We start from the raw sequence: 20667 nt of genomic DNA, 5'->3' as shown, positions 1-20667 counted from the left end.
GGCCGGCGTGGGGCCCGTCGACGATCCGGGCGCGCTCGGCGGCGAAGCCGATGGTGTGGTCGGGCGGCCCGGGGGTGTTCCGGATGCCGCATGCTCGGCGACCAGCCGCAGCGGCCGGGTGCCTCAGCCGCCGACGGGCAGCGGGGCACGGGGACCAGGCCGCAGGACGGGCTCGGCAAGATCGACGAGCGGATCAGGTGAGTGGCCTACCGTCGGGGCATGGTGAGTGATCGCGGGACGGGGATCGCGACCCCGGAGGCGCTCGCCCCCGTACGGGGCGGACGACGCCGACCGGGCCCGTGATTCGGCATCGGGGTGACCGGTCCGTCACCACCGGTGACGCCCCCGCGCCCGACCCCGTCGAGGCTGTCTGGCGTGCGGATATGCAGGTGAAACGCACTCCGAAAGCTTGGTATTGTTGTCCATGTCGCCGCGGGGAACACCCTGCCGGTCGACAGACACCTTGTCCGGGTGGCGGAATGGCAGACGCGCTAGCTTGAGGTGCTAGTGCCCTTTATCGGGCGTGGGGGTTCAAGTCCCCCCTCGGACACTCTCACTCTCCGTACCGGGCGGAATTCGCTCGGTGAGTCCTTGATGCCCGTACCTGGCTCCTGCCGGTACGGGCTTTCTCGTTCCAGCCGTTCCGGCCGTTCCAGCTGTCCCCTCGGGCCGTTCTGGCCGGCCGCCGTTCCGGCCGTCCCGCGACGCGCAGTAATTGTTTGCATCTCGCCCGAATGTCGCGGAAGCCCGTTTATCACTTGTTCTGTCGCCGTCCTCGCGCGGGTCGCCGCGGGGGCACTCCCCGGTACTACTGACGATCCGTCAATATGCATCAGGGTCTGCATATTGACGGTCTGTGGCGCCATCTTGTGGTGATACGATCACGCTCGCTTGTAGAGCGGGCGGATGGGTGCAAGACGACATCTCCGACTACGGGGACAGTCCGGGCGGCAACCCCGATGCGGGCGGTCCGCCGATCCACCCGCATATTGACGGGAATTCAGCAACTGGCCGTCAGTCGAGGCCGCCTGAAGAGAGTCTTATGACTGATTACATACAGAACCCGGTACTCTGGGCTCTCCTCGTCGCCGTACTCGTCGCAGTCGCCGTCATAGTTCGCCAGCGCAGGGCGGCGCGGACGTTAAGGCAGGAGTTCGCAGATGTCCGGGCTCGCCATGCCGAGCTCGAGAACGGGTACGCGAAATCCGTCGAGGCAGCTCAGGAAAGAGCCGAAGAGGCTACGAAAACGGTCCTGAAGTCCGCCATGCGGACCCTCCAGGGCCTCGCCGCGGAACAGCAGTTGATTGTCTCCCGGCTGCAGAACAAATACGGTGAGTCGGTCATCCTCCAGGACCTGCTGGAGATCGACCACACCAACTCCCAGTTCGGCCGACGCGCCCAGTCCATCGCCGTCCTGTGCGACGGCTGGCTCGGACGTCAGCGCGATGTCGCCTCGGTCTACGACGTCGTCCGCAGCGCCCAGGGCAGGGTCCGCCATTACCGGCGGGTGGAAATTCTCTCGCAGGTCGACTTCGGCATCACCAGCCGAGCCGTCGAACCGGTCGCCCTGGCTCTCGCCGAACTCCTCGACAACGCCACCAGCTATTCCAGCCCGGACACCGTCGTCGAAATCAACATCCGCACCGTGCCCAAGGGCATTTGCATCGTCGTGGACGACGCCGGTGTCGGCATGAACGACGAGGAACGGGCCCGCGCCGAGAAACTCCTGTCCACCGAGCGCGTCTCCGGCGTCTCCGCACTCGGCAACCCGCCGCAGTTCGGCTTCGCGGTCATCGGCGTGCTCAGCGAGCGCTTCGGCTTCGAGGTGTCCGTGGACTCCTCCTCCCCGTACGGCGGCGTCCGCGCGGTCCTTCTCCTGCCGCACGACCTGCTCACCACCGCACCCGAGCAGAAGGATCCCACCCCCGCCCCGTCCACGGTGACGGCTGCACCGGCCACCGGCGGCCCCGAAGCCCCGCTGACCATGGCCACCACCGCCGACGGGCTGCCGAAGCGGCGCCGCAAGCGGCCGATGGCCATCGTGCCCGGCAGCGCCTCGAACGGCACCGGCCCCGCCCGCTCGGGCGCGGAGACGGCAGCGATCATGGGCGCCTTCCAGCGTGGAACCCGGTCCGGCCGGGCCTCGCAGACGGACCCCGCGGAACAGTCGAGCAGCACCCGTGGTGCAAGCAGCGAAGGGCATGAGTTCTCGTGAACGACGACCTGTCATGGATGCTTGACAGCGCCCTGGAGATCCCCGGGGCCCTGCACGCCGTCCTGATCTCCGCCGACGGCCTGCTGATGGCACGGACGCAGGACTTCGGCAAGGACGACGCGGACCGGGTGGCGGCGGCGATGAGCGGTGTGCAGTCGCTCAGCCGCTCGCTCGCCTTCTTCTGCGAGGACGCCGGCCAGCGGTGGCGCCAGACGCTCGTCGAGTTCGACGGGGGCTGGGTCTTCCTGATCTCCGCCGGTGAGGGCGCCTACCTCGGCGTCTCCGCCTCGCCCGACGTCGACATGCAGGACATCACCTTCCGGATGCAGCAGCTCGTCGGCCAGCTCGGCAAGGCCCTGACGACCCCGCCGCGCGAGAACCTCGGCGTACGGTCATGACCGGTTTCGACGAACTGGAGCCCCAGACACCGGAATTAGTGCGGCCGTACGTCATCACCAAGGGACGCGGCCTGCCCGATGAGGACAAGCTCTCCCTCATCACCCTGGTCACCGCCGTCGCCGACCGGCAGCAGCGGCCCACCCGGCTGTCCCCGGAGGAGCAGAACCTGCTCGACCTGTGCTCGGCGGGCTACCTCTCGGTCGCCGAGATCGCGGGGCACACCCAACTGCCCCTCGGCGTGGTCAAGATCCTCCTCGCCGCCCTCACCGAGGGCGGCTACCTCGTCACCCGCCCGCCCGTACAACGGGCCCCGCTCGCCGACAGGGAGATCCTGGAGGAGGTGCTGAATGGTCTCAGGGCCAAGTTTGGATGAGACGGCGTACGTCCGTGAGGGCGCGACGCAGACCGCGGTGAAGATCCTCGTGGTGGGCCACTTCGCGGTGGGCAAGACCACGTTCATCGGGGCCATCTCCGAGATCCAGCCGCTGTCCACCGAGGAGACGATGACGCGGGCAGCGGAATCGGTCGACGACCTCAAGGGAGTCCAGGGCAAGACCACCACCACGGTCGCCATGGACTTCGGCCGGCTGACCATCAGCGACCGCGTCGTGCTGTACCTGTTCGGAACGCCGGGCCAGCAGCGCTTCGTACAGATGTGGGAGGACATGGCACGCGGCGCGCTCGGCGCGCTGGTGCTGGTCGACCCCGAGCGGCTCGCGGACTCCTTCGCCGTGATCGACCTGATCGAGCAGTACGGACTCGACTACGCCATCGCCGTCAACCACTTCGACGGCGCGCCCCCGCGTGACGTGACGGCCCTGCGCGAAGCACTGGACCTGCTCGACGACACCCCCGTCGTCACCTGCGACGCACGGGACGAGAAGTCCTCGGCCCAAGCGCTGATCACCCTCGTCCGTCACTTGCAGGACCGTGCCCACTAGGAGCAGAAATGGACGCCCAACCCACCGCCCCCGTGCCCCCTCCGGGTTGCCCGGCGCACCAGCCCGGCGGCAGAGTGCCGCTGTACGGGCCGGAGTACGCGGCCGACCCGCAGGCCTACTACACCTACCTGCGGCACTACGGGCCCACCGCGCCCGTGGAGATCGCCCCGGGAGTCGAGGCCACCCTCGTCACCGAATACGCCACCGCACTCCAACTCCTCCAGGACTCCGGGTCGTTCCGCAAGGATGCGCGTCGCTGGCGGGACTTCAACGAGGGCCGGATCGCCCCCGACAGCCCCGTCCTCCCCGTGCTCGCCTACCGGCCCAACTGCATGTCCTCCGACGGCGCCGAGCATCTGAGGCTGCGTCAGTCGATCACGGACAGCATGGCGCGCATCGACCCGATGCGACTGAGCCAGAGCGTGGAGCGGATCTCCGACTTCCTCATCTCCCAGTTCAGCGAACGCGGTTCGGCCGACCTCGTCGGCTCCTACGCCAAGCAGCTTCCGCTGTTCGTGTTCAACGAGCTGTTCGGCTGCACCGCCGACATCGGCGACCGCGTCTTCTTCGGCATCTCCGGGATGTTCGACGGAATCAACGCCGAACAGGCCGCCGAGGTGCTGTTCCAGGCCGTCGGCGAGCTGATCGCCCTGAAGCGGCGCAAGCCCGGTGAGGACGTCACCTCCTGGCTGCTGAAGCATCACACCGGCCTGTCCGACGAGGAGATGCTGCACCAGGTCTCCCTGCTGCTGGGCGCGGGAGCCGAGCCCCTGGTCAACCTCATCGGCAACACCCTGCACCGGCTGCTCACCGACGACCGGTACGCCAACGAGGGCGGACTGATCGAGGAGGCGATGGACGACACGTTGTGGGAGAACCCGCCCATGACGAACTTCGCCGCCCACTACCCGGTGTCCGACATGGAGTTCGCCGGCCAGAAGCTCACCGCCGGTGACCTGATGCTGGTCAGCATCGCCGCGGCCAACACCGGCCCCACGCTGTCGGCGGCCCGCAAGGCCGGCAGCAACCGTGCGCACCTCGCCTGGAGCGCCGGCCCGCACGCCTGCCCCTCGAAGGAGCCCGCCCGGCAGATCGTCGTCTCGGCCGTCGAGAACCTCCTCAACCGGCTGCCCGACGTCGAAATCAGCGTGCCCGAGCAGAGCCTGACATGGCGTCAGGGTGCGTTCAGCCGTGGTCTCGTCACGCTGCCCACGCGGTTCACCCCGGTCAAGCCGGTGAGCCGGCCGACCCGGCAGACCACCGCCCAGGCACCGCAGCGCCCGACCACGGCAGGGGCCCGTCAGCCCGAACAGGCCGGTGTGTGGAGCAAGTTCCTCAACTGGCTGACCAAGTGATCCACCCCGTGGCCGGGCCGACTCCATGAAGTACCGGTCGCGCCCACGGGAAGACCATGCCCGCCCTCCGGGGCGGGCATCTTCTTGCCCCGGACACGGCTTCGGGCATGTCTTCGGGCATGTCTTCGGGCATCGCCCCGGACGTTGCTCCGGGCATCTCGTCCGGCGGGTCACCGGGAGGCGTACTCCTCCCGCAACTCCTGCAGATACGGCGCCACGTTGACCTGGACCGACGCCCCCTCCCGCTGCCCGTACTGACCCGCGACACTGCTCAGGTAGGCCGCTATCTCCTTGCGCATGAGCTCCTCTTCCGGCAGCACCGCGTCGCCCGTGACGAGCCGCGTGATCCACCGGGCCTGGGCCTCCACCAACCGCGTGATCGACCCGACGGGGCGGACCAGACCGACGAAGAACAGCCCCGGCAGATCCGGGGGGACGACCCGCTTGTACAGCTCGACGGAACCCTGCTCGCCGATGGGGGAGGAGCCGGGCTGCAGGAACGGGAAGGCCATCCGGTACCCGGTGCAGTACACGATCGCGTCGGCCCGCACGGACGCGCCGTCGGTGAACGAGACCTTGTCGCCGTCGATGGCGTCGATCGACGGCTTCGGTGTGACCGCGCCATGGCGGATACGGCTGAGGATCTCGTCGGAGATGGTGACGGCGGAGGAGAAGACCGGGTGGTCCGGCTCGGGCAGCCCGTGGTCGCGCAGCTTGCCGCGGGCGACCAGCAGGGCCTGTTCGATGAAACGGCGTTGCTCGGACAGGGACATGCTGACCCACCACGCGGCGTCGGCGATCTGGTCGAGGGCCATGCCGAACAACTGCTTGGGCATGATGTGCAGTCCCCGCCGCACCGAGAGGACCGTCAGCTCGGCGTGCCGGGAGAGGTCCGCGGCGATGTCCACCGCCGAGTTGCCGAGCCCGACGACGATGACGCGCTGTCCGGCGAACTCGCGGCCGTCGAGGTAGTCGAGGGAATGGCGAATCGTTCCGGTGAACGTGTCCGCGCCCCTCGGCAGCGCGGGCATCACCGGCTCCGAGTTGTGCCCGGAGGCGACGACCACGTGCGAGAAGCGGCGGGACGAGACCGTGCCTTCGGCGTCCCGGCTGACGACCGTCCACCCACCGCCCGCGTCCTGCCGTACGGACTCCACGGTCGTCCCCAGCTCGATGCGGTCCCGTATGCCGGCCCAGTCGGCGAACGCGCGTAGATACGAGGCGATCTGATCGTGCCGCGGGTAGAGCGGGTAGGAGGCCGGCATCGGATAGTCCGCGTAACCCGTGAGGTTCTTGGCGGTGTTGAGGTGCAGCGACAGATAGCCTGGACCGCGCTCGCCGGCCTCCGGCCGACGCCAGAGCCCCCCGACATCGCTCGCCTGCTCCAGACAGACGAAGTCGACCCCGGCGGTTTGGAGGGCGTGTGCCGTCGCCAGACCTGACAGACCCGCACCAATCACACACAGCCGCACGAATTCCCCCACAAGTGAGATGCCATCCTTTCACGCACGGGCAAGTGACTGCCCATCCGGCGCTTTTGCCACGCGTCACCCGTCCGCGACAAGAATCACAGGCGGGCGCGGGGGGAGAAGGTGTGATCAGGGGCGGAAGCGGTTACCTCTCGGGCGGTCGCGGTGTCATCCGCGGGCCGACGCCCACAGCCCCCGCACATGTCCGAGGTGCCGGGTCATGACCTCGCGCACGGCCTGTTCGTCGCGTTCCAGGAGGGCGTCCAGGAGTTCCAGGTGCTCCTCGGCGGAGGCCAGCAGCCGGCCCGACGCGGACAGCGCGGTCAGACCGTAGAGCCGGGCCCGGCCGCGCAGGTCCCGTACCACCTCCACGAGATGGGCGTTCCCGGCCAGCGCGAGCAGGCCCAGGTGGAAACGGGTGTCGGCCTCGACATAGGCGATGAGGTCTCCCGCCACCGCGGCGGCCACGATCTCCCGGGCGGCCGGCCGCAGCGCCTCCAGCGACACCGGGTCGGCGGTCCTCGCCAGCGCCGCCACCGTGGGGATCTCGATGAGCGCACGGACGTGCGTGTACTCGTCGAGCTGCCGGTCGGAGACGTCCGTGACCCGGAACCCCTTGTTGGGCACCGCGTCCACCAGGCCCTCCTTGGCCAGGTCGAGCATCGCCTCGCGCACCGGGGTCGCCGACACACCGAAGCGCGCGGCCAGGGCCGGCGCCGAGTACACCTCGCCGGGCAGCAGTTCACCCGCGATCAGCGCCGCCCGCAGGGCGTCGGCGACCCGCTCACGGTAGCTGCTGCGTCGGCCGCCGAGCACAGGGAGCGAGAGCGGAGACGGCACTGCGGGTGTCGGGCTGCTGCTCGGGGGCGGGGCGGCCATGGCGGGTCTCCTCGGTACGGGCTGTGCCATATCACGTAGCACCAGTATCTACGGTGGTGAAGTCCCCGGCGTCACAGCACGAACCCCGCCGGAAACGGGTCCGTCGGGTCCAGCAGGTACTGTGCCGTTCCGGTGATCCAGGCCCGCCCGGTGAAACTGGGAAGGACCGCGGGACGGCCGGCCACCTCCGTCGTACCGAGCAGCCGCCCCGTGAACCGGGTGCCGATGAACGACTCGTTCACGAACTCGGTGTGCAGGGGGAGTTCACCCCGCGCGTGCAGCTGCGCCATCCGCGCACTCGTCCCCGTACCGCACGGGGAGCGGTCGAACCAGCCCGGATGGATGGCCATCGCGTGCCGCGAGTGGCGGGCGGTTGCGCCGGGCGCGTACAGGTGGACATGGTGGCAGCCGCGGATCGACGGATCCTCCGGATGGACCGGCTCCCCCTCGGAGTTGATCGCCTCCATCAGCGACAGCCCGGCCCGGAGGATGTCGTCCTTGCGCGCCCGGTCGAAGGGGAGCCCGAACTCCTCCAGCGGCAGGATGGCGTAGAAGTTCCCGCCGTACGCCAGGTCGTACGTCACCGTACGCCCGTCGGCCAGGGTCGCCTTGCGGTCCAGGCCGACGGAGAACGACGGCACGTTGCGCAGCGTGACCGCCGTGGCCGAGCCGTCCTCGACCGCCACCTCGGCGACTACCGGCCCGGCCGGAGTGTCCAGGCGGATGGTGGTCACCGGTTCGACGACCTCGACCATGCCGGTCTCCACCAGCACGGTCGCCACCCCGATCGTGCCGTGCCCGCACATCGGCAGATAGCCGGAGACCTCGATGTAGACGACGCCCCAGTCGCAGTCGGGCCGGCTGGGCGGCTGAAGGATCGCACCGCTCATGGCGGAGTGGCCGCGCGGCTCGTTCATCAGCAACTGCTTGATGTCGTCGCGGTGTTCACGGAAGTACAGCCGTCGCTCGTTCATGGTCGCGCCCGGGACGGTACCGATCCCGCCGGTGATCACCCGAGTGGGCATGCCCTCGGTGTGCGAGTCGACGGCGTGCAGGACGAGTTTGCTGCGCATGAAGTCCCTTTCTGTGCCGTGATGTTGTGGCGCCCGGTTAGGCGAGGCCGGCGGCGACGGCCTTCTCGGTGGCCGCGCGGACCGCCGCCCCCTGCTCCGGCAGCAGCGGGACCCGCGGCGGCCGGCACCGGCCGCCGTGCCGGCCCACCACGTCCATCGACAGTTTGATCGCCTGTACGAACTCGACCCGCGAGTCCCAGCGCAGCAGCGGATGCAACTGCCGGTACAGGGGCACGGCGGTGGTGAGGTCCCCGGCGACCGCCGCCCGGTACAGCTCCACCGAGGCCCTCGGCAGCGCGTTGGGGTATCCGGCCACCCATCCCTTGGCCCCGGCCACCGCCAACTCCAGCAGCACATCGTCCGCGCCGATCAACAGGTCGAGTTCCGGGGCGAGTTCGGCGATCCGGTAGGCGCGTCGCACATCGCCCGAGAACTCCTTCACCCCTTGGATGAGGCCCTCCGCGTGCAGCCGGGCCAGGAGTTCCGGCACCAGGTCGACCTTGGTGTCGATCGGGTTGTTGTACGCCACGACCGGCAGCCCCGCCTCGGCGACCTCCGCGTAGTGGGCCGTCACCGCCCGCTCGTCGGCGCGGTAGGCGTTCGGCGGCAGCAGCATCACCGCCCCGCAGCCCGCCTCGCGCGCCTGCTCCGCCCAGCGCCGCGCCTCCGCCGAGCCGTACGCCGCCACGCCCGGCATCACCCGGTCCCCGCCGATCGCGGCCACCGCGGTCTCCACCACCCGGGCGCGTTCCTCGGGCGTGAGGACCTGGTACTCGCCGAGCGAGCCGTTCGGTACGACACCGTCGCAGCCGTTCGCCACCAGCCAGGCGCAGTGCTCGGCATAGCGGTCGTGGTCGACGGAGAGGTCGTCGCGCAGGGGGAGAGCGGTGGCGACGAGGACGCCTCGCCAGGGGCGGTGGTCGGAGTGCTCGGAGGGGGTCATGGCAGCGGGCCTCTCTTCCGGTGTTCCGTCGGCGGCATGTGACATATCACTGGGCGGCGGGGGTTCGGTGGGTGCGGGCTTACGGTGCGGGCTGGTCGCGGTGGGGTGGCTCACGGTAGGGGCGGCGATCGGTGTGTGCGGCTCATGGTGGGGGCGGCGATCGGTGTGAGCGGGTCACGGTGGGGGCGGCGATCGGTGTGAGCGGGTCACGGTGGGGGCGGCGATCGGTGTGAGCGGCTCATGGTGGGGGCGGAGGTTCGGCGGGTGCGGCCAGGACGCCGAGGGGGATCGGGCGGGCGAGCAGTCTTCTGGCCGGGGCCGGTGCGCAGCCCGCCACGCCCGCCACGCCGGGTTCGCACATCCGCCCCTGGCACCAGCCCATCCCGGCCCGCGTCTGCAGCTTCACGGTGCGCAGATCGCCGGCGCCCAGCGAACCCACCGCGGCACGGACGGCCCCGGCCGTGACCTCCTCGCACCGGCACACGACCGTCGCGTCGGTCACCTGCTCAGCCCAGTGGGCCGCGGGGGCGTAGGCGTCGTCGAGCCCGGTGGAGAAGGCGCGCAGCCGGGTACGGGTCCGGGCCGCCGACGCCCATCCGTCCCGGTCGAGGGCGGTGCCCCGCAGCCGGGCCGCCGCCGAGCGTCCCGCGATGTGGCCCTCGGCCAGCGACAGGGCCGCGCCGCCGATGCCCGTGGCCTCGCCGGCCGCCCAGACGCCGGGGACGTCGGTGCGCTGTTCGTCGTCCACGCGCACGGTCGTCCCGTCGAGACCGCAGCCGAGCCCGTCCGCGAGATCGGTGTGCGGCAGCAGCCCGTGGCTCACGGCCAGGGTGTCGCAGGCGATCCGGCGCTCGCTGCCCGGCGACGGGCGGCCCCCGGAGTCGAGCGCGGCGACGGTCACGGACTCCAGCCGCTCGCCGCCGTGCGCCTCCAGCAGCGTATGACGGACCTTCACGGAGATGTCGTGCCACAGGAGTTGGGCCGCGTATCCGGCGCCCTCGACGAGCTTGGCGGGGGCGCCGACGAGTGACCGGGACCGGCGGACGAAGGCCCTCGGGTCGGCCGACTCGACCAGGGCGGCCACGTTCGCGCCCGCAGCGGCGAGACCCGTCGCGACGGGCAGCAGCAGCGGACCCGTCCCGGCCACGACCACGGTACGGCCCGGCAGCACGAGTCCGCCCTTCAGCAGCGCCTGCGCGCCCCCGGCGGTGACCACTCCGGGCAGCGTCCAGCCCGGGAACGGCAGGACCTTCTCGTAGCCGCCGGTCGCCAGCAGCACCCCGTCGGCGCGCACCGCGACGGACTCCCGCTGCTCCGGACCGAGCAGCGCGTGCACGGTGAAGCCGGTCGGCTCCGACTCCCTTTCCACACACCACACATGACGGTCACTCAGATGTGTGACCCGTCCGGCGGCGAGCAGCGCGTCGAGTCCGGTGCGCAGGCGCCGCCAGGTGCGCCACTGGTGGTGGAGCGCCTCGGGGCGGCGGGCGCCGAGGCCGCGCGCGGGCTGCCGGTAGAACTGACCGCCCGGTTCCGCAGCCGAGTCGACCAGCGTCACCCGGACACCCCGCGCGGCCGCCGCCAGAGTGGCGGCGAGACCGGCCGGTCCCGCCCCGATCACCGCGAGCACCGGGCGGCGTTCAGTCATCGTGTCCCGTCCCCTCCTGCGTACGGATGTCCGCGCCCGGCACGGCGGGAACCAGACAGGCCCGCTGGTTGGGCCGGCCGTCGACCGTGACCAGGCAGTCGAAGCACACGCCGATCCCGCAGAACACCCCGCGCGGCCGGCCCCCGCCCCGCGTGCCGCGCCAGGCGGCGACTCCCGCGGACCACAGCACGGCTGCGAGGGTCTGTCCCGGCAGCGCCTCGATCTCGCGGCCGTCGAAGGTGACGGTGAACGGCGCGCCGGGTAGGGCCCGCACCAGTCGCAGCGGGTTCAAGAGGGGCCTCCACGCAGGGACTTGTGGGTGTTCACCGTGCGGCCTCCTCGGTGTCGGCGAAGCGGTCGGGACGGAACGGCGTCAGATCCAGCTCAGGGCTCCTGCCGGTCAGCGCCTGTGCGAGCAGATGGCCGGTGCCGGTGGCGAGCCCGATGCCCGCGCCCTCGTGCCCACAGGCGTGGAACAGGCCCGGCACGCGCGGATCGGGGCCGATCGCGGGCAGATGATCGGGCATGTAGGGGCGGAAACCGAGATACGTGCGCATCGCCCGTACCTCCGCCAGGAAGGGGAACAGCCGGGTCGCCCCGGCGGCGAGCGCCCGTACCACCGGCAGGGAGAACGACCGGTCGAAGCCCACCCGTTCACGGCTGGCGCCGATCAGCACGGGCCCGGCGGCGGTGCCCTCGACGACCGGCGAGGTCTGCAGGGCGGCGGAGTCGCTGGCCACGTCGGCCACGTAGTCGGCGGCGTACACCTTGTGCCGTACCCGCGGCGGCAGCGGCTCGGTGACCAGTACGAACCCGCGGCGGGGGAGTACGGGCAGGGCCGCCCCTGCCATCGCCGCGATCTCACCGCCCCAGGTGCCGGCCGCGTTCACCACGGCCGGCGCGAGGAGGTCGCCCCGGTCGGTCCGTACCCCGCGCACGGCACCGTCGGCGCCGCGCAGCACTCCCGTCACGGTCCGGCCCGTCTCCAGACGCGCGCCGGAGACACGTACCAGATGGGCGGCGGCGAGGGTGGGCATCACCTGGGCGTCCTGCGGATACAGCACACCTCCCGCCAAGCCCGGCGCCAAGTACGGTTCGTGGTCATGAAGTTGACCGGGCCCCACGGCGACCGTCGTCACCCCGGCGGCGCGCTGACCGGCGGCCAGGTCCGTGAGGGCGGCGAGGGCCTCGGACGTGGACGCGACGACCAGCCCGCCCTTCGGCTCGTACTCCACCGCCGCGCCCAGGGGTTCGGCGAGCTCCGCCCACAAACGCAGTGACAGCAGGGCCAGTTGGAGTTCGGGACCGGGCTCCTTGTCGGAGACGAGGAGGTTGCCCTCGCCCGCGCCGGTGGTGCCGCCCGCCACCGGACCGCGGTCCACCAGGACGACATCGAGCCCGGCACGGGCCGCGTAGAGCGCACAGGCGGCGCCCACCATGCCGGCGCCGACGACCACCACGTCACCGCTCGGCCGCTTGGTCACCGCAGTAATATGTCACATGGTTCTGGAGTGAGGAAGAAGGCCGCAACGGGTGGCGACGGCCGCCGACGGGCCGCGGTCCGCTACGCGGCGCCGCGGAGGGGCGGCCTGCGCGTGGACCGGTCGTCCCGGACGGCCGGGACGACCCGGGCGCCCCGGACCGGCGGGACGGGTCGGGCCGGACGGCCGGGACGGGCTGGGGGTGGTCACGGATACCTCCTGAGGTCGGATCGCGGCAGCGGCCGCCCCTTTACGGCACCACCGGGCCGGCCCCGCGACCAGCGCACTGATCCGTCCGGGTGAACGGCGCGACGGTGGCCGGATGCCGAAAAGGCGAGGTGGCGGCGGGGCGCGCCGGGGCATCATGGCGGTCCGTCGCCCGGGCACACCGCCGGGCGCACACCCACGGGGGCACCAGTGACCGTCAGCAACATCCTTCTGTCCGGCGTCGTCGGCTCGACCGCCTACGGACTCGCGCACGCGGGATCCGACGTGGACCGCCTCGGCATGTTCGCCGCCCCCACAGAGGACCTGCACGGCCTGCACACGCCGAAGGAGTCCCACGTCTCCACCGCGCCCGACCGCACCCTGCACGAGGCCGCCAAGTGGTGCCGGCTCGCCCTCGGCGGCAACCCGACCGTCATGGAACTCGTCTGGCTCCCCGACGAGTTGTACGAGGTCCGCACCCCCCTCGGCGACGAACTCCGCGACATCCGCACGACGTTGCTCGGCTCCAGCCGGGTCCGCGACGCCTACCTCGGCTACGCCACCCAGCAGTTCCGCAAGCTGCAGAACCGCGGCGACGGCACGCCCACCGAGCAGACCGCCAAGCGGATCGCCAAGCACGCCCGGCACCTCAAGCGGCTGTGCACCCAGGGCTACGAGCTGTACGCCGAGGGCCGGTTGACGATCCGCGTCGACGACCCGGAGAGCTACCGCCGCTTCGGAGAACAGGTCGCCGCCGACCCCGAGGCCGCCCTGCCGCTGCTGCGCGGCTTCGAGGAGAAGTTCGCCGATACCCACAGCGTGCTGCCCGAACAGCCCGACGAGAGAGCGGCGGAAGCCTGGCTGCGCCGGGTCCGGCGGCACTTCTACACCGAGCCGACCACCCCGGCGTGAGGTAAATGCGGTGCGGGGCGCACCGCCCCGCACCTACACTCACCGCAGGTCGAGCGCCGCCCACGACCGGGCCGCGGCGCGCCATGACGAACGAAGGGAGCCCGGCCATGCGAGACCGCACCGCCGCCGTCGCTCCCCGCGCACGCTACGAGGTGATCCTCGTGTCCTCGTCCGTCCGGTGTCCGCTGCGCGCCGGACATCGGATGCGCTGACGCCCGTCCGAGTACGCGAACGCGCCGTCCGCTCCACCGAGCCGACGGCGCGTCCCTCACGTGCCATCAGCCCATCGCGCCGCCCGTTCCCCGAGAACACCCGAAAGGCCAAGGGCCGTGCGCAACAACCTCGACCGTCGTCACCTGTCCACCGTGCGCAACCTGGGCATCCTCGCCCACGTCGACGCCGGCAAGACCACCGTCACCGAGCGGATCCTGTATGCAACCGGGACCACGCACAAGCGCGGCGAGGTCCACGACGGCACGACCGTCACCGACTTCGACCCCCAGGAGCGCGACCGTGGGATCACCATCTTCGCCGCCGCCGTCAGCTGCGACTGGAACGGCCACCGCGTCAACCTGATCGACACCCCCGGACACGTCGACTTCGCCGACGAGGTGGAGCGTGCCCTGCGGGTCCTCGACGGGGCGGTGGCCGTGTTCGACGCCGTCGCCGGCGTGGAACCGCAGAGCGAGTCGGTGTGGCGCCAGGCCGACCGGCACGGCGTACCGAGGATCGCGTTCGTCAACAAGATGGACCGCGCGGGCGCCGACCTCGACACCGCCGTCGCCTCCCTCCGCGCCCGCCTGCACCCCGTCCCGCTCGTCGTCCATCTCCCCATCGGCTCCGAGGACACCTTCACCGGAGTCGTGGACCTGCTCCGCCTGCGGTCACTGACCTGGGGCGACGGCAACGACACCGCCGTCGAAGGTGACGTACCGGAGACGCTGCGGGAGGAGGCGCTGCGTCGGCGCCGACTCCTGGAGGAGACGGTGGCGGAACGGCATCCGGCCGCGCTGGAGGAGTTCTGCGACCGGGAGACGCTCTCGGCCGAGACCCTCACCGCCGCTCTGCGGGAACTGACCCGCACGGGGGACGGACTGGTCGTCCTGTGCGGGTCGGCGTACCGCAACCGGGGGATCGAACCGCTGCTGGACGCCGTCGTCGACTATCTGCCGTCGCCGTTGGACGTGCCGGCTGTATGCGGAGTCCGGGATGGCGTCGACCGTATGCGGCGAGGCGGAGACCGGAGCGAGGCGACGGTCGGCGATATGCAAAGTGCTGCCGACCGTATGCGGCATGCCGCCGACGAGCGACGGCCCGCCGACCCGGCCGCCCCGTTCGCCGCCCTCGCCTTCAAGGTCGGCGCCACACCCACCGGCAGGCTCACCTACCTGCGGGTGTACTCCGGAACGATCGAGAAGGGAGACCCGGTGTGGGAGTCCGGCACGGGGCGTGTCGAGCGGATCGGCCGGATCCTGCGGGTGCAGGCCGACCGCCACGCCCAGGTGGACCGCGCGGTCGCGGGGGACATCGTGGCCGTGGTCGGGCTGAAGTCGGCCCGGCCCGGCTCGACCCTCTGCGCGCCCGGGGCCCCGCTGGTCCTGGAGCCGCCCGGTGTCGCCGACCCGGTGGTGTCGGTGGCGGTCGAGGCGTGCCGGAGCACCGACACCGACCGGCTGGCCTCGGCGCTCGCCCGGCTGGCCGAGGAGGATCCGTCGCTCGTCGTGCGGACCGATTCCGAGACCGGGCAGACCGTGCTGTCGGGCATGGGTGAACTGCACCTTGAGGTGGCGGTGGAGAAGATCCGCCGCGCCCTCGGGCTGGACGTCAACGTCGGCCGTCCCAGGGTGACGTACCGGGAGACGGTGGGCCGGGGCGTGTCCGGTGTGGTGTACCGGCATGTCAAACAGGACGGCGGGGCCGGGCAGTTCGCGCACGTGGTGCTCGACGTGGAGGCGCTGGAGGAGGGGTTCGAGTTCCGGTCGGCGGTCGTCGGCGGACGGGTTCCGCAGGAGTACGTGCGGGCCGTCGAGGCCGGCTGCCGGGACGCCCTCGCCGAGGGCCCCCTCGGCGGTCACCCGGTGACCGGGCTGCGGGTCACCCTGACCGACGGGGCGACCCATGTGAAGGACTCCTCCGACACGGCCTTCCGCACGGCTGGGCGCTTCGCGCTCCGGGAGGCCCTGCGCGCCTGCGCGATGGTCCTGCTGGAACCGGTCGTCGAGGTCACGGTCACCGTGCCCGAGGACGGTGTCGGCGGGGTCCTCGGCGACCTCGCCGCCCGGCGCGGCCGGGTCACCGACTCGCTGGTGCGCGGCGGGTCGGCGGTGGTCACCGCCACCGTCCCGCTGGCGGAGCTGTTCGGCTACGCGACCCGGCTGCGCAGCCGCACCCAGGGCCGCGGCACCTTCACGGCCCGGCCGACGGGGTACGCCCCGGCGCCTGCGGCGGCGATGACGTCGTAGGTTTCCGCCGCCGCCCTCGGGGGCTCCTGTACACGGAGTCCCCGGGGGGTTCACCGGGGTCGGCTGTCTGCCGTATGGGACATCCGGCGGGCGATATCCGGGATGCAGGATCCTGGATATCGTCCGCTGTATGCAGCGTCTCGGATACTGCCTCCGAGACACCTGCTCAGGGATACGACACGACCGTCGACGGCACGGTCGACGACCCCGACGTGGGCGCCCCGGTGTCGTTGATGACCGCCTCGTACTGGCCGTTGCCGCCGAGGGAGATCACCAGCAGGTCGTGGAACTTCACGCCCGGGGTGTTCGGGGCGGCGAAGCCGTGGTGCTGCACGATCGTCGGGTCGACGTTGTAGTAGCAGTAGCTTCCCAGGCCCCAGGCCTCGTGCGTGGTGACGTCGTCGCCGACCTTGTAGGCGGCGTAGCCCTTGAGCGGGCCGTTCTGGACGGCGGCCTGGTTCGGGGCGTCGTAGGCCTTCTCGTTCTGGAAGAAGATGGTGCGGCCGCGCTGGCCGTACCACTGCACGTCGTACTTGTTGAAGTGCTCCACGAACAGTCCGGTGGCGAGCACGTCGTGGCCGTTGACGACGACGCCGTAGTCGGCGCGGTTGGTCTCCCAGCCGACGCCGTCGCCGTGGTCGGCACGCCAGACCCAGGTGTGGTCGACGATGGTGTGCCGGTTGTTGACGACCATGCCGGTGGTGGCCCGGCCGGCGCCCGCGCCGCCGATCCGGACGAACACGTCCTGGACGGTGGTGGGGTTGGCGGAGTGGTCGAGACAGGCGCCGCGCGGCCCGATCTCCAGCAGGGTGGGCGAGTTGACCGGACCGGCGTCCACCAGGAATCCCGCGAGGCGGACCCCGTCGACGTCGGCGACCTTCAGCGCGGTGACGCCGTTGTCCGGTATGAGGGTGGCGTACCCCAGGCCAAGGACGACGGTGTCGGCGCGGTCGACGCGTATCGGCCGGTCGAGGTGGTAGATGCCCGGGGTGAGCAGCAGGTGGAGGCCCTGCGCGAGGGCCCGGTTGAGGGTCGCCGCGGTGACGCCGGGCCGGGCCACGTAGAACCGGGACAAGGGCAGGGAGGTGCCGCGCGGGGTGCCGTTGCCCCAGCTGACCCCGCGCGCGTCGGTCCGCTTGGCGGGCAGGAACACCCGGAAGGCGCCGCCGCCGCCGTCGACGTACGGGAACGGCTTCTCGCGGGAGACGGGGGTCGTCTCGAGCGTGGTGTAGGGCGGGTCGGGGAAGCTCTGGGCGGGGGCGCCCTCGACGCCGGAGAAGACCATGTTCCAGACGCCGTTGAGCCAGCTGCCGATCGCGCTGTCCCGGGTGTACCACTGCTGTTGCGAGTACGGTCCGATCTGGCCCTCGATACGGCTGTCGGCGATGTAGCCGCCGCTGGCCCAACCGTAGCCGGTGGGCGCGAGGTTGAGGCCGCCGTGGACGTGCATGCGGCGGAAGGGGGCCGCCTGGGCGACGGCCCATCGGTTGGTGCCGTTCGCGGGGACGAGTGCGAGGTTCTCGGCCGAACGCCAGAAGTTCTGCGTGGCGTTGCCGCCGAACCAGCCCGCGTCGACCGTCACGTCCCCGTTGATGGTCGTGTCGTCGGGGGAGAGCCCGAGGCCGGCGATCGAGGTGTAGAAGCCGAGTTGGGCGTTGAGGCCGTGGTACGTGCCGGGCTTGAACAGCAACGCGTAGCGGCCGGTGCCGAATTGGGCGGACTCCTGCTTCCGGAACACCTCGTCGAGGCGGGCCTGGATGTCCGGGGTGGACGGGTCGAGGACGAGGACGTTCGGGCCGAGATCGCCACCTCCCGGCAGGAGGCGGGTGCGCGGGGCACGCGGGGCACGCGGGGCATGTGGGGCATGTGGAGTGGCCGCGGCCGGTGCCGCCGACACCCCGGCGAGGGCGGGCGCGGCCGCGGCGGCCGCCGCGAGGACGGCCCTGCGGCGCGGGGCGGCAGGTTGCCCGGTGGACTGCCCGGGGGACTGCCTTGCGGCTTGCTCGGGGGACTGCTCCGGAGTGTGGGGCATGGGCGGCTCTCCTCGGTGGTGCGGCTCGGGCGGCTCGTGGCGAACGGCTGACACACGGGACGGAGACGGCGGGTTCAGGAAGTGAACGTGCACGCTGTTGAGAGCGCTCTCTCGTCGCTGAATGCTTCAACTGCCCGAACATGTAAGTCAAGTGGTGGTGCGCGAGCTCTCCGAGCGGGGTGCGTCGGCGGACGGCGGCGGTCGAACGGCTCGCCCAGCGGGATCACCATGGCGGCGGCTTCGGGGCGAGGATCGGATGGCCTGAACATGGGCAGTGCCTGAGCGGATCGTCGCCTGCGCCGGAAATCAGTCGACTGCCGGCAATGTGGAGTGCTTCCTCGGCGGTCCGCCTCGGCCAACCTTTGAGTCCCGGGGCGTGAGCGAGGACACCTACGAAGGCGCATCCGTCCCTCTGTAGTCGGGCCCCCGCCACGGGCACCCAGGTCGGTTCGATGGGCGTGGCCGTGAATGCGAGACCGCGGTCGGTACGCCTCCGAAGAGCCGTTCGCCGATGCGGCCGCCGGAGCGTGGTCACCACCCGCGTCGGGCCATCACGGCATCCACCCGGCAGAAGGCGCGGGTCGGCGAGGCCAGGGCGTCTTGCCTCGCGCCCTGGCCTTATCCGCCGGATCAGCTTGGTCCGGCCTCGACAGCTACTTCACCGTCGCGTTCACCGATGTTCCCGTCGCCCCGCCCCAGCCGATCGGCATCGCGGCCGCGATCTTCAGACAGGACCCGTGCCACGGCCGCGGCCTGCCGCAGGCGCTCTCCCTCGTGGGACATGCCTGATGGTGACGGCCAGCCTGTGGACGGTCCTACCACGCGAGCCGTACGAGGAGACGGCAGGCCCGCTGGAGCCGGGGCGCGGGGGCGGCACGGCGCACGTCCGTCGGCGCGGATGCCGTTGTTAACATCGTCAACAATTCTCTTCGTTGATGGGTGCGTCGTTTCTGTGTACGGTGGGCCATGTGTCAGAGACTTCCGCTGGCTCGGCCGCGCCGCTGGTCACCGGCTCCGAGATCGCCCGGATCGCGGGCGTCACCCGTGCCGCCGTCTCCAACTGGAGGCGGCGGTACGACGATTTTCCCGTGCCCGTCGCCGGCGGTGCGAACAGTCCCCAGTTCGATCTCGCCGAGGTCCAGGCGTGGCTTGACAGACAGCGCAAGGGCCAGGACGTGTCGGAGGAGGTCCAACTCTGGCAGGCCTTGCGCGGCGCCTACGGCGACGATCTGATCAGTGGCCTGGCGGATGTCGCACAGTTCCTCACCGACCCTGCGGGGAAGTCACGGAGTGGGCTTCCGCCGGACGGCGTTCGCCTGGTGCGCCGTCTCGTCGGAGACGGCTCTCCCGGCGAACTCGTCGGCGACCTCGCCGACCGCTTCACCGAGTCCGTGCGCCGGGCGGGTTCCGACCAGGTCACATCGCCACGGATCATCCGTGCCGTACGGCACTTCGCCGGTGATGTCGCACCAGGCGCGACCGTCTTCGACCCCGCTTGCGGGATCGGTACGCTCCTTCTGGCCGTCGGCCCCGAGCGAGGGCCCTCGAGATACGGTCAGGAGATCGACGCCCGAAGCGCCCGCTTCGCACGCCTGCGCGCCGAGCTGACCGGATACGAGGGCGTGGACATCGTCACTGGCGATGCGCTCCGGGACGACCGGTTCGCGGACCTCAAAGCCGATCTCGTGATCTGCGATCCCCCGGTCGGTGACGCCGACTGGGGGCGGGAGGATCTCCTCCTCGACCCGCGCTGGGAACTCGGCACGCCCTCCCGCGCGGAGGGCGAACTCGCCTGGCTGCAGAACGCCTACGCACACACAGCGCCCGGCGGGCGCGTCCTCATGGTCATGCACGCGTCCGTGGCCTACCGCAAGGCGGGCCGCCGTATTCGCGCGGAACTCGTACGGCGCGGCATCCTCACCCGGATCGTCTCCCTCCCGCCCGGCTCGGCGGCCTCACACGCCCTCCCCGTGCATCTCTGGCAGTTGCGTCGTCCGCTGTCTCTCGGTGACGCGGCCACCAGCGTGCGTATGGTCGACCTGACGGCGAACGAACCGGACGGATCCCTGGATCCCCGGCCCGACCAGACGGCTGACGTACCCCTCATCGATCTGCTCGATGACATCGTGGACCTCACACCCGGACGGCATGTCGAGGACTCCCACCGGGATTACGTGACCGAGTACCAGGCACTACGGCGGGAACTGACGGAACAGGTGCGATCGCTGGTTTCCTTGCTCCCGGAACTGATCTCCGGTGCGGGACCCGGTGCGCTGGACGGCCCCTCCATCGGCGTCGCCGACCTCGTACGCGCCGGACTCGTCGAGTACGGTGAGCCGCAGCCCGTCTCCGTCAGCGATCAGCTCGACACCGACTTCCTCCAGGGCTTTCTGCGCAGCACGGCCAACACCCGGCGGTCCACCAGCGCCAGCGGCACCTTCCGCCTCGACGGCAAGGGCGCCCGCATCCCGCAGATGGACATTGCCGAGCAGCGCCGCTACGGGGCGGCGTTCCGGGCTCTCCAGGAGCTCGAGGAGCGGAGCCGGCGGGTGGCCGAGCTGGGCAGGCAGGCGACCGCACTGGCCAGGGACGGCCTGGGCAATGGAGCCCTCGCGCCCGAAGAGTGACCTTCCATCGGACCGCACGCGGCC

The 20667-nt window shown here is 71.2% G+C and carries 16 protein-coding genes and 1 tRNA gene; 9 read left to right on the top strand and 8 right to left on the bottom strand.

From position 1 onward, the window contains the following. The first annotated feature begins 465 nt into the window (after positions 1 to 465). The 6 genes from ABZ464_RS04510 (at position 466) to ABZ464_RS04485 (ending at position 4910) form a co-directional block, all read left to right on the top strand. Positions 466 to 550: transfer RNA gene (locus ABZ464_RS04510), tRNA-Leu, on the top strand. Positions 551 to 1042: 492 nt separating this feature from the next. Continuing rightward, positions 1043 to 2215: an ATP-binding protein gene (locus tag ABZ464_RS04505; protein WP_359270815.1), complete on the top strand. Its 1173-nt coding sequence runs from the start codon at positions 1043 to 1045 to the stop codon at positions 2213 to 2215. Continuing rightward, positions 2212 to 2613: a roadblock/LC7 domain-containing protein gene (locus ABZ464_RS04500; protein ID WP_055639150.1), complete on the top strand. Its 402-nt coding sequence runs from the start codon at positions 2212 to 2214 to the stop codon at positions 2611 to 2613. Before ABZ464_RS04505 ends, ABZ464_RS04500 begins: the two co-directional genes overlap by 4 nt. Continuing rightward, positions 2610 to 2987, top strand: a complete 378-nt coding sequence (locus ABZ464_RS04495; RefSeq protein ID WP_055639149.1) for a DUF742 domain-containing protein — start codon at positions 2610 to 2612, stop codon at positions 2985 to 2987. Before ABZ464_RS04500 ends, ABZ464_RS04495 begins: the two co-directional genes overlap by 4 nt. After that, the gene (locus ABZ464_RS04490; protein WP_055639148.1) at positions 2962 to 3555 is read left to right on the top strand and encodes an ATP/GTP-binding protein; all 594 of its coding nucleotides are present in this window, start codon (positions 2962 to 2964) and stop codon (positions 3553 to 3555) included. The genes ABZ464_RS04495 and ABZ464_RS04490 overlap by 26 nt, the downstream gene beginning before the upstream one ends. A gap of 8 nt (positions 3556 to 3563) precedes the next feature. After that, the gene (locus tag ABZ464_RS04485) at positions 3564 to 4910 is read left to right on the top strand and encodes a cytochrome P450 (protein ID WP_359270812.1); all 1347 of its coding nucleotides are present in this window, start codon (positions 3564 to 3566) and stop codon (positions 4908 to 4910) included. Between the two features lie 170 nt (positions 4911 to 5080). Here the strand turns inward: ABZ464_RS04485 and ABZ464_RS04480 are convergent, their stop codons facing one another. The 7 genes from ABZ464_RS04480 to ABZ464_RS04450 form a co-directional block, all read right to left on the bottom strand. Then, on the bottom strand, positions 5081 to 6382 hold the full coding sequence (locus ABZ464_RS04480; protein ID WP_359271414.1) for an NAD(P)-binding domain-containing protein: 1302 nt from the start codon (positions 6380 to 6382) through the stop codon (positions 5081 to 5083). 165 nt (positions 6383 to 6547) lie between these two features. Beyond that, positions 6548 to 7258, bottom strand: coding sequence for a GntR family transcriptional regulator (locus ABZ464_RS04475; RefSeq protein ID WP_359270809.1), 711 nt, complete (start codon positions 7256 to 7258; stop codon positions 6548 to 6550). A gap of 71 nt (positions 7259 to 7329) precedes the next feature. Continuing rightward, positions 7330 to 8331: a proline racemase family protein gene (locus tag ABZ464_RS04470; RefSeq protein ID WP_359270806.1), complete on the bottom strand. Its 1002-nt coding sequence runs from the start codon at positions 8329 to 8331 to the stop codon at positions 7330 to 7332. Positions 8332 to 8368: 37 nt separating this feature from the next. Continuing rightward, the gene (locus tag ABZ464_RS04465; protein WP_359270803.1) at positions 8369 to 9274 is read right to left on the bottom strand and encodes a dihydrodipicolinate synthase family protein; all 906 of its coding nucleotides are present in this window, start codon (positions 9272 to 9274) and stop codon (positions 8369 to 8371) included. A 238-nt stretch (positions 9275 to 9512) separates the two neighbouring features. Then, a complete protein-coding gene (locus ABZ464_RS04460) occupies positions 9513 to 10922 on the bottom strand; it encodes an FAD-dependent oxidoreductase (protein ID WP_359270801.1) in 1410 nt (469 codons plus the stop codon). Next, positions 10915 to 11214: a (2Fe-2S)-binding protein gene (locus ABZ464_RS04455; protein WP_359270799.1), complete on the bottom strand. Its 300-nt coding sequence runs from the start codon at positions 11212 to 11214 to the stop codon at positions 10915 to 10917. Before ABZ464_RS04455 ends, ABZ464_RS04460 begins: the two co-directional genes overlap by 8 nt. A 31-nt stretch (positions 11215 to 11245) precedes the next feature. Then, positions 11246 to 12406, bottom strand: coding sequence for an FAD-binding oxidoreductase (locus ABZ464_RS04450; RefSeq protein WP_359270798.1), 1161 nt, complete (start codon positions 12404 to 12406; stop codon positions 11246 to 11248). A gap of 414 nt (positions 12407 to 12820) precedes the next feature. Here ABZ464_RS04450 and ABZ464_RS04445 point away from each other — a divergent pair, with 414 nt between their 5' ends. Next, positions 12821 to 13522, top strand: coding sequence for a nucleotidyltransferase domain-containing protein (locus ABZ464_RS04445; protein ID WP_359270796.1), 702 nt, complete (start codon positions 12821 to 12823; stop codon positions 13520 to 13522). A gap of 329 nt (positions 13523 to 13851) precedes the next feature. After that, entirely contained in the window at positions 13852 to 15984 is a 2133-nt protein-coding gene (gene fusA / locus ABZ464_RS04440) for an elongation factor G (RefSeq protein ID WP_359270794.1), read from the top strand. Between the two features lie 166 nt (positions 15985 to 16150). Here the strand turns inward: fusA and ABZ464_RS04435 are convergent, their stop codons facing one another. Next, positions 16151 to 18016: a coagulation factor 5/8 type domain-containing protein gene (locus tag ABZ464_RS04435; protein WP_359270792.1), complete on the bottom strand. Its 1866-nt coding sequence runs from the start codon at positions 18014 to 18016 to the stop codon at positions 16151 to 16153. A 935-nt stretch (positions 18017 to 18951) separates the two neighbouring features. Here ABZ464_RS04435 and ABZ464_RS04430 point away from each other — a divergent pair. After that, positions 18952 to 20643: an N-6 DNA methylase gene (locus ABZ464_RS04430; RefSeq protein ID WP_359270790.1), complete on the top strand. Its 1692-nt coding sequence runs from the start codon at positions 18952 to 18954 to the stop codon at positions 20641 to 20643. Positions 20644 to 20667 lie beyond the last annotated feature (24 nt).

It is taken from the genome of Streptomyces sp. NPDC005820 (genome assembly GCF_040630255.1).
In the GTDB taxonomy this organism is placed as follows: Bacteria; Actinomycetota; Actinomycetes; order Streptomycetales; family Streptomycetaceae; genus Streptomyces.
The sequence above is the reverse complement of the archived record's forward strand: the minus strand, read 5'-3'. Positions and strand labels throughout refer to the sequence as shown.

What these genes read in the sequence shown, in the direction of transcription:
- ABZ464_RS04505 (WP_359270815.1), top strand. Translation starts at nt 1,043, where the DNA reads ATGACTGATTACATACAGAACCCGGTACTCTGGGCTCTCCTCGTCGCC.
- ABZ464_RS04495 (WP_055639149.1), top strand. Translation starts at nt 2,610, where the DNA reads ATGACCGGTTTCGACGAACTGGAGCCCCAGACACCGGAATTAGTGCGG.
- ABZ464_RS04490 (WP_055639148.1), top strand. Translation starts at nt 2,962, where the DNA reads ATGGTCTCAGGGCCAAGTTTGGATGAGACGGCGTACGTCCGTGAGGGC.
- ABZ464_RS04485 (WP_359270812.1), top strand. Translation starts at nt 3,564, where the DNA reads ATGGACGCCCAACCCACCGCCCCCGTGCCCCCTCCGGGTTGCCCGGCG.
- ABZ464_RS04475 (WP_359270809.1), bottom strand. Translation starts at nt 7,258, where the DNA reads ATGGCCGCCCCGCCCCCGAGCAGCAGCCCGACACCCGCAGTGCCGTCT.
- ABZ464_RS04470 (WP_359270806.1), bottom strand. Translation starts at nt 8,331, where the DNA reads ATGCGCAGCAAACTCGTCCTGCACGCCGTCGACTCGCACACCGAGGGC.
- ABZ464_RS04465 (WP_359270803.1), bottom strand. Translation starts at nt 9,274, where the DNA reads ATGACCCCCTCCGAGCACTCCGACCACCGCCCCTGGCGAGGCGTCCTC.
- ABZ464_RS04460 (WP_359270801.1), bottom strand. Translation starts at nt 10,922, where the DNA reads ATGACTGAACGCCGCCCGGTGCTCGCGGTGATCGGGGCGGGACCGGCC.
- ABZ464_RS04435 (WP_359270792.1), bottom strand. Translation starts at nt 18,016, where the DNA reads ATGCCCCACACTCCGGAGCAGTCCCCCGAGCAAGCCGCAAGGCAGTCC.
- ABZ464_RS04430 (WP_359270790.1), top strand. Translation starts at nt 18,952, where the DNA reads ATGGGTGCGTCGTTTCTGTGTACGGTGGGCCATGTGTCAGAGACTTCC.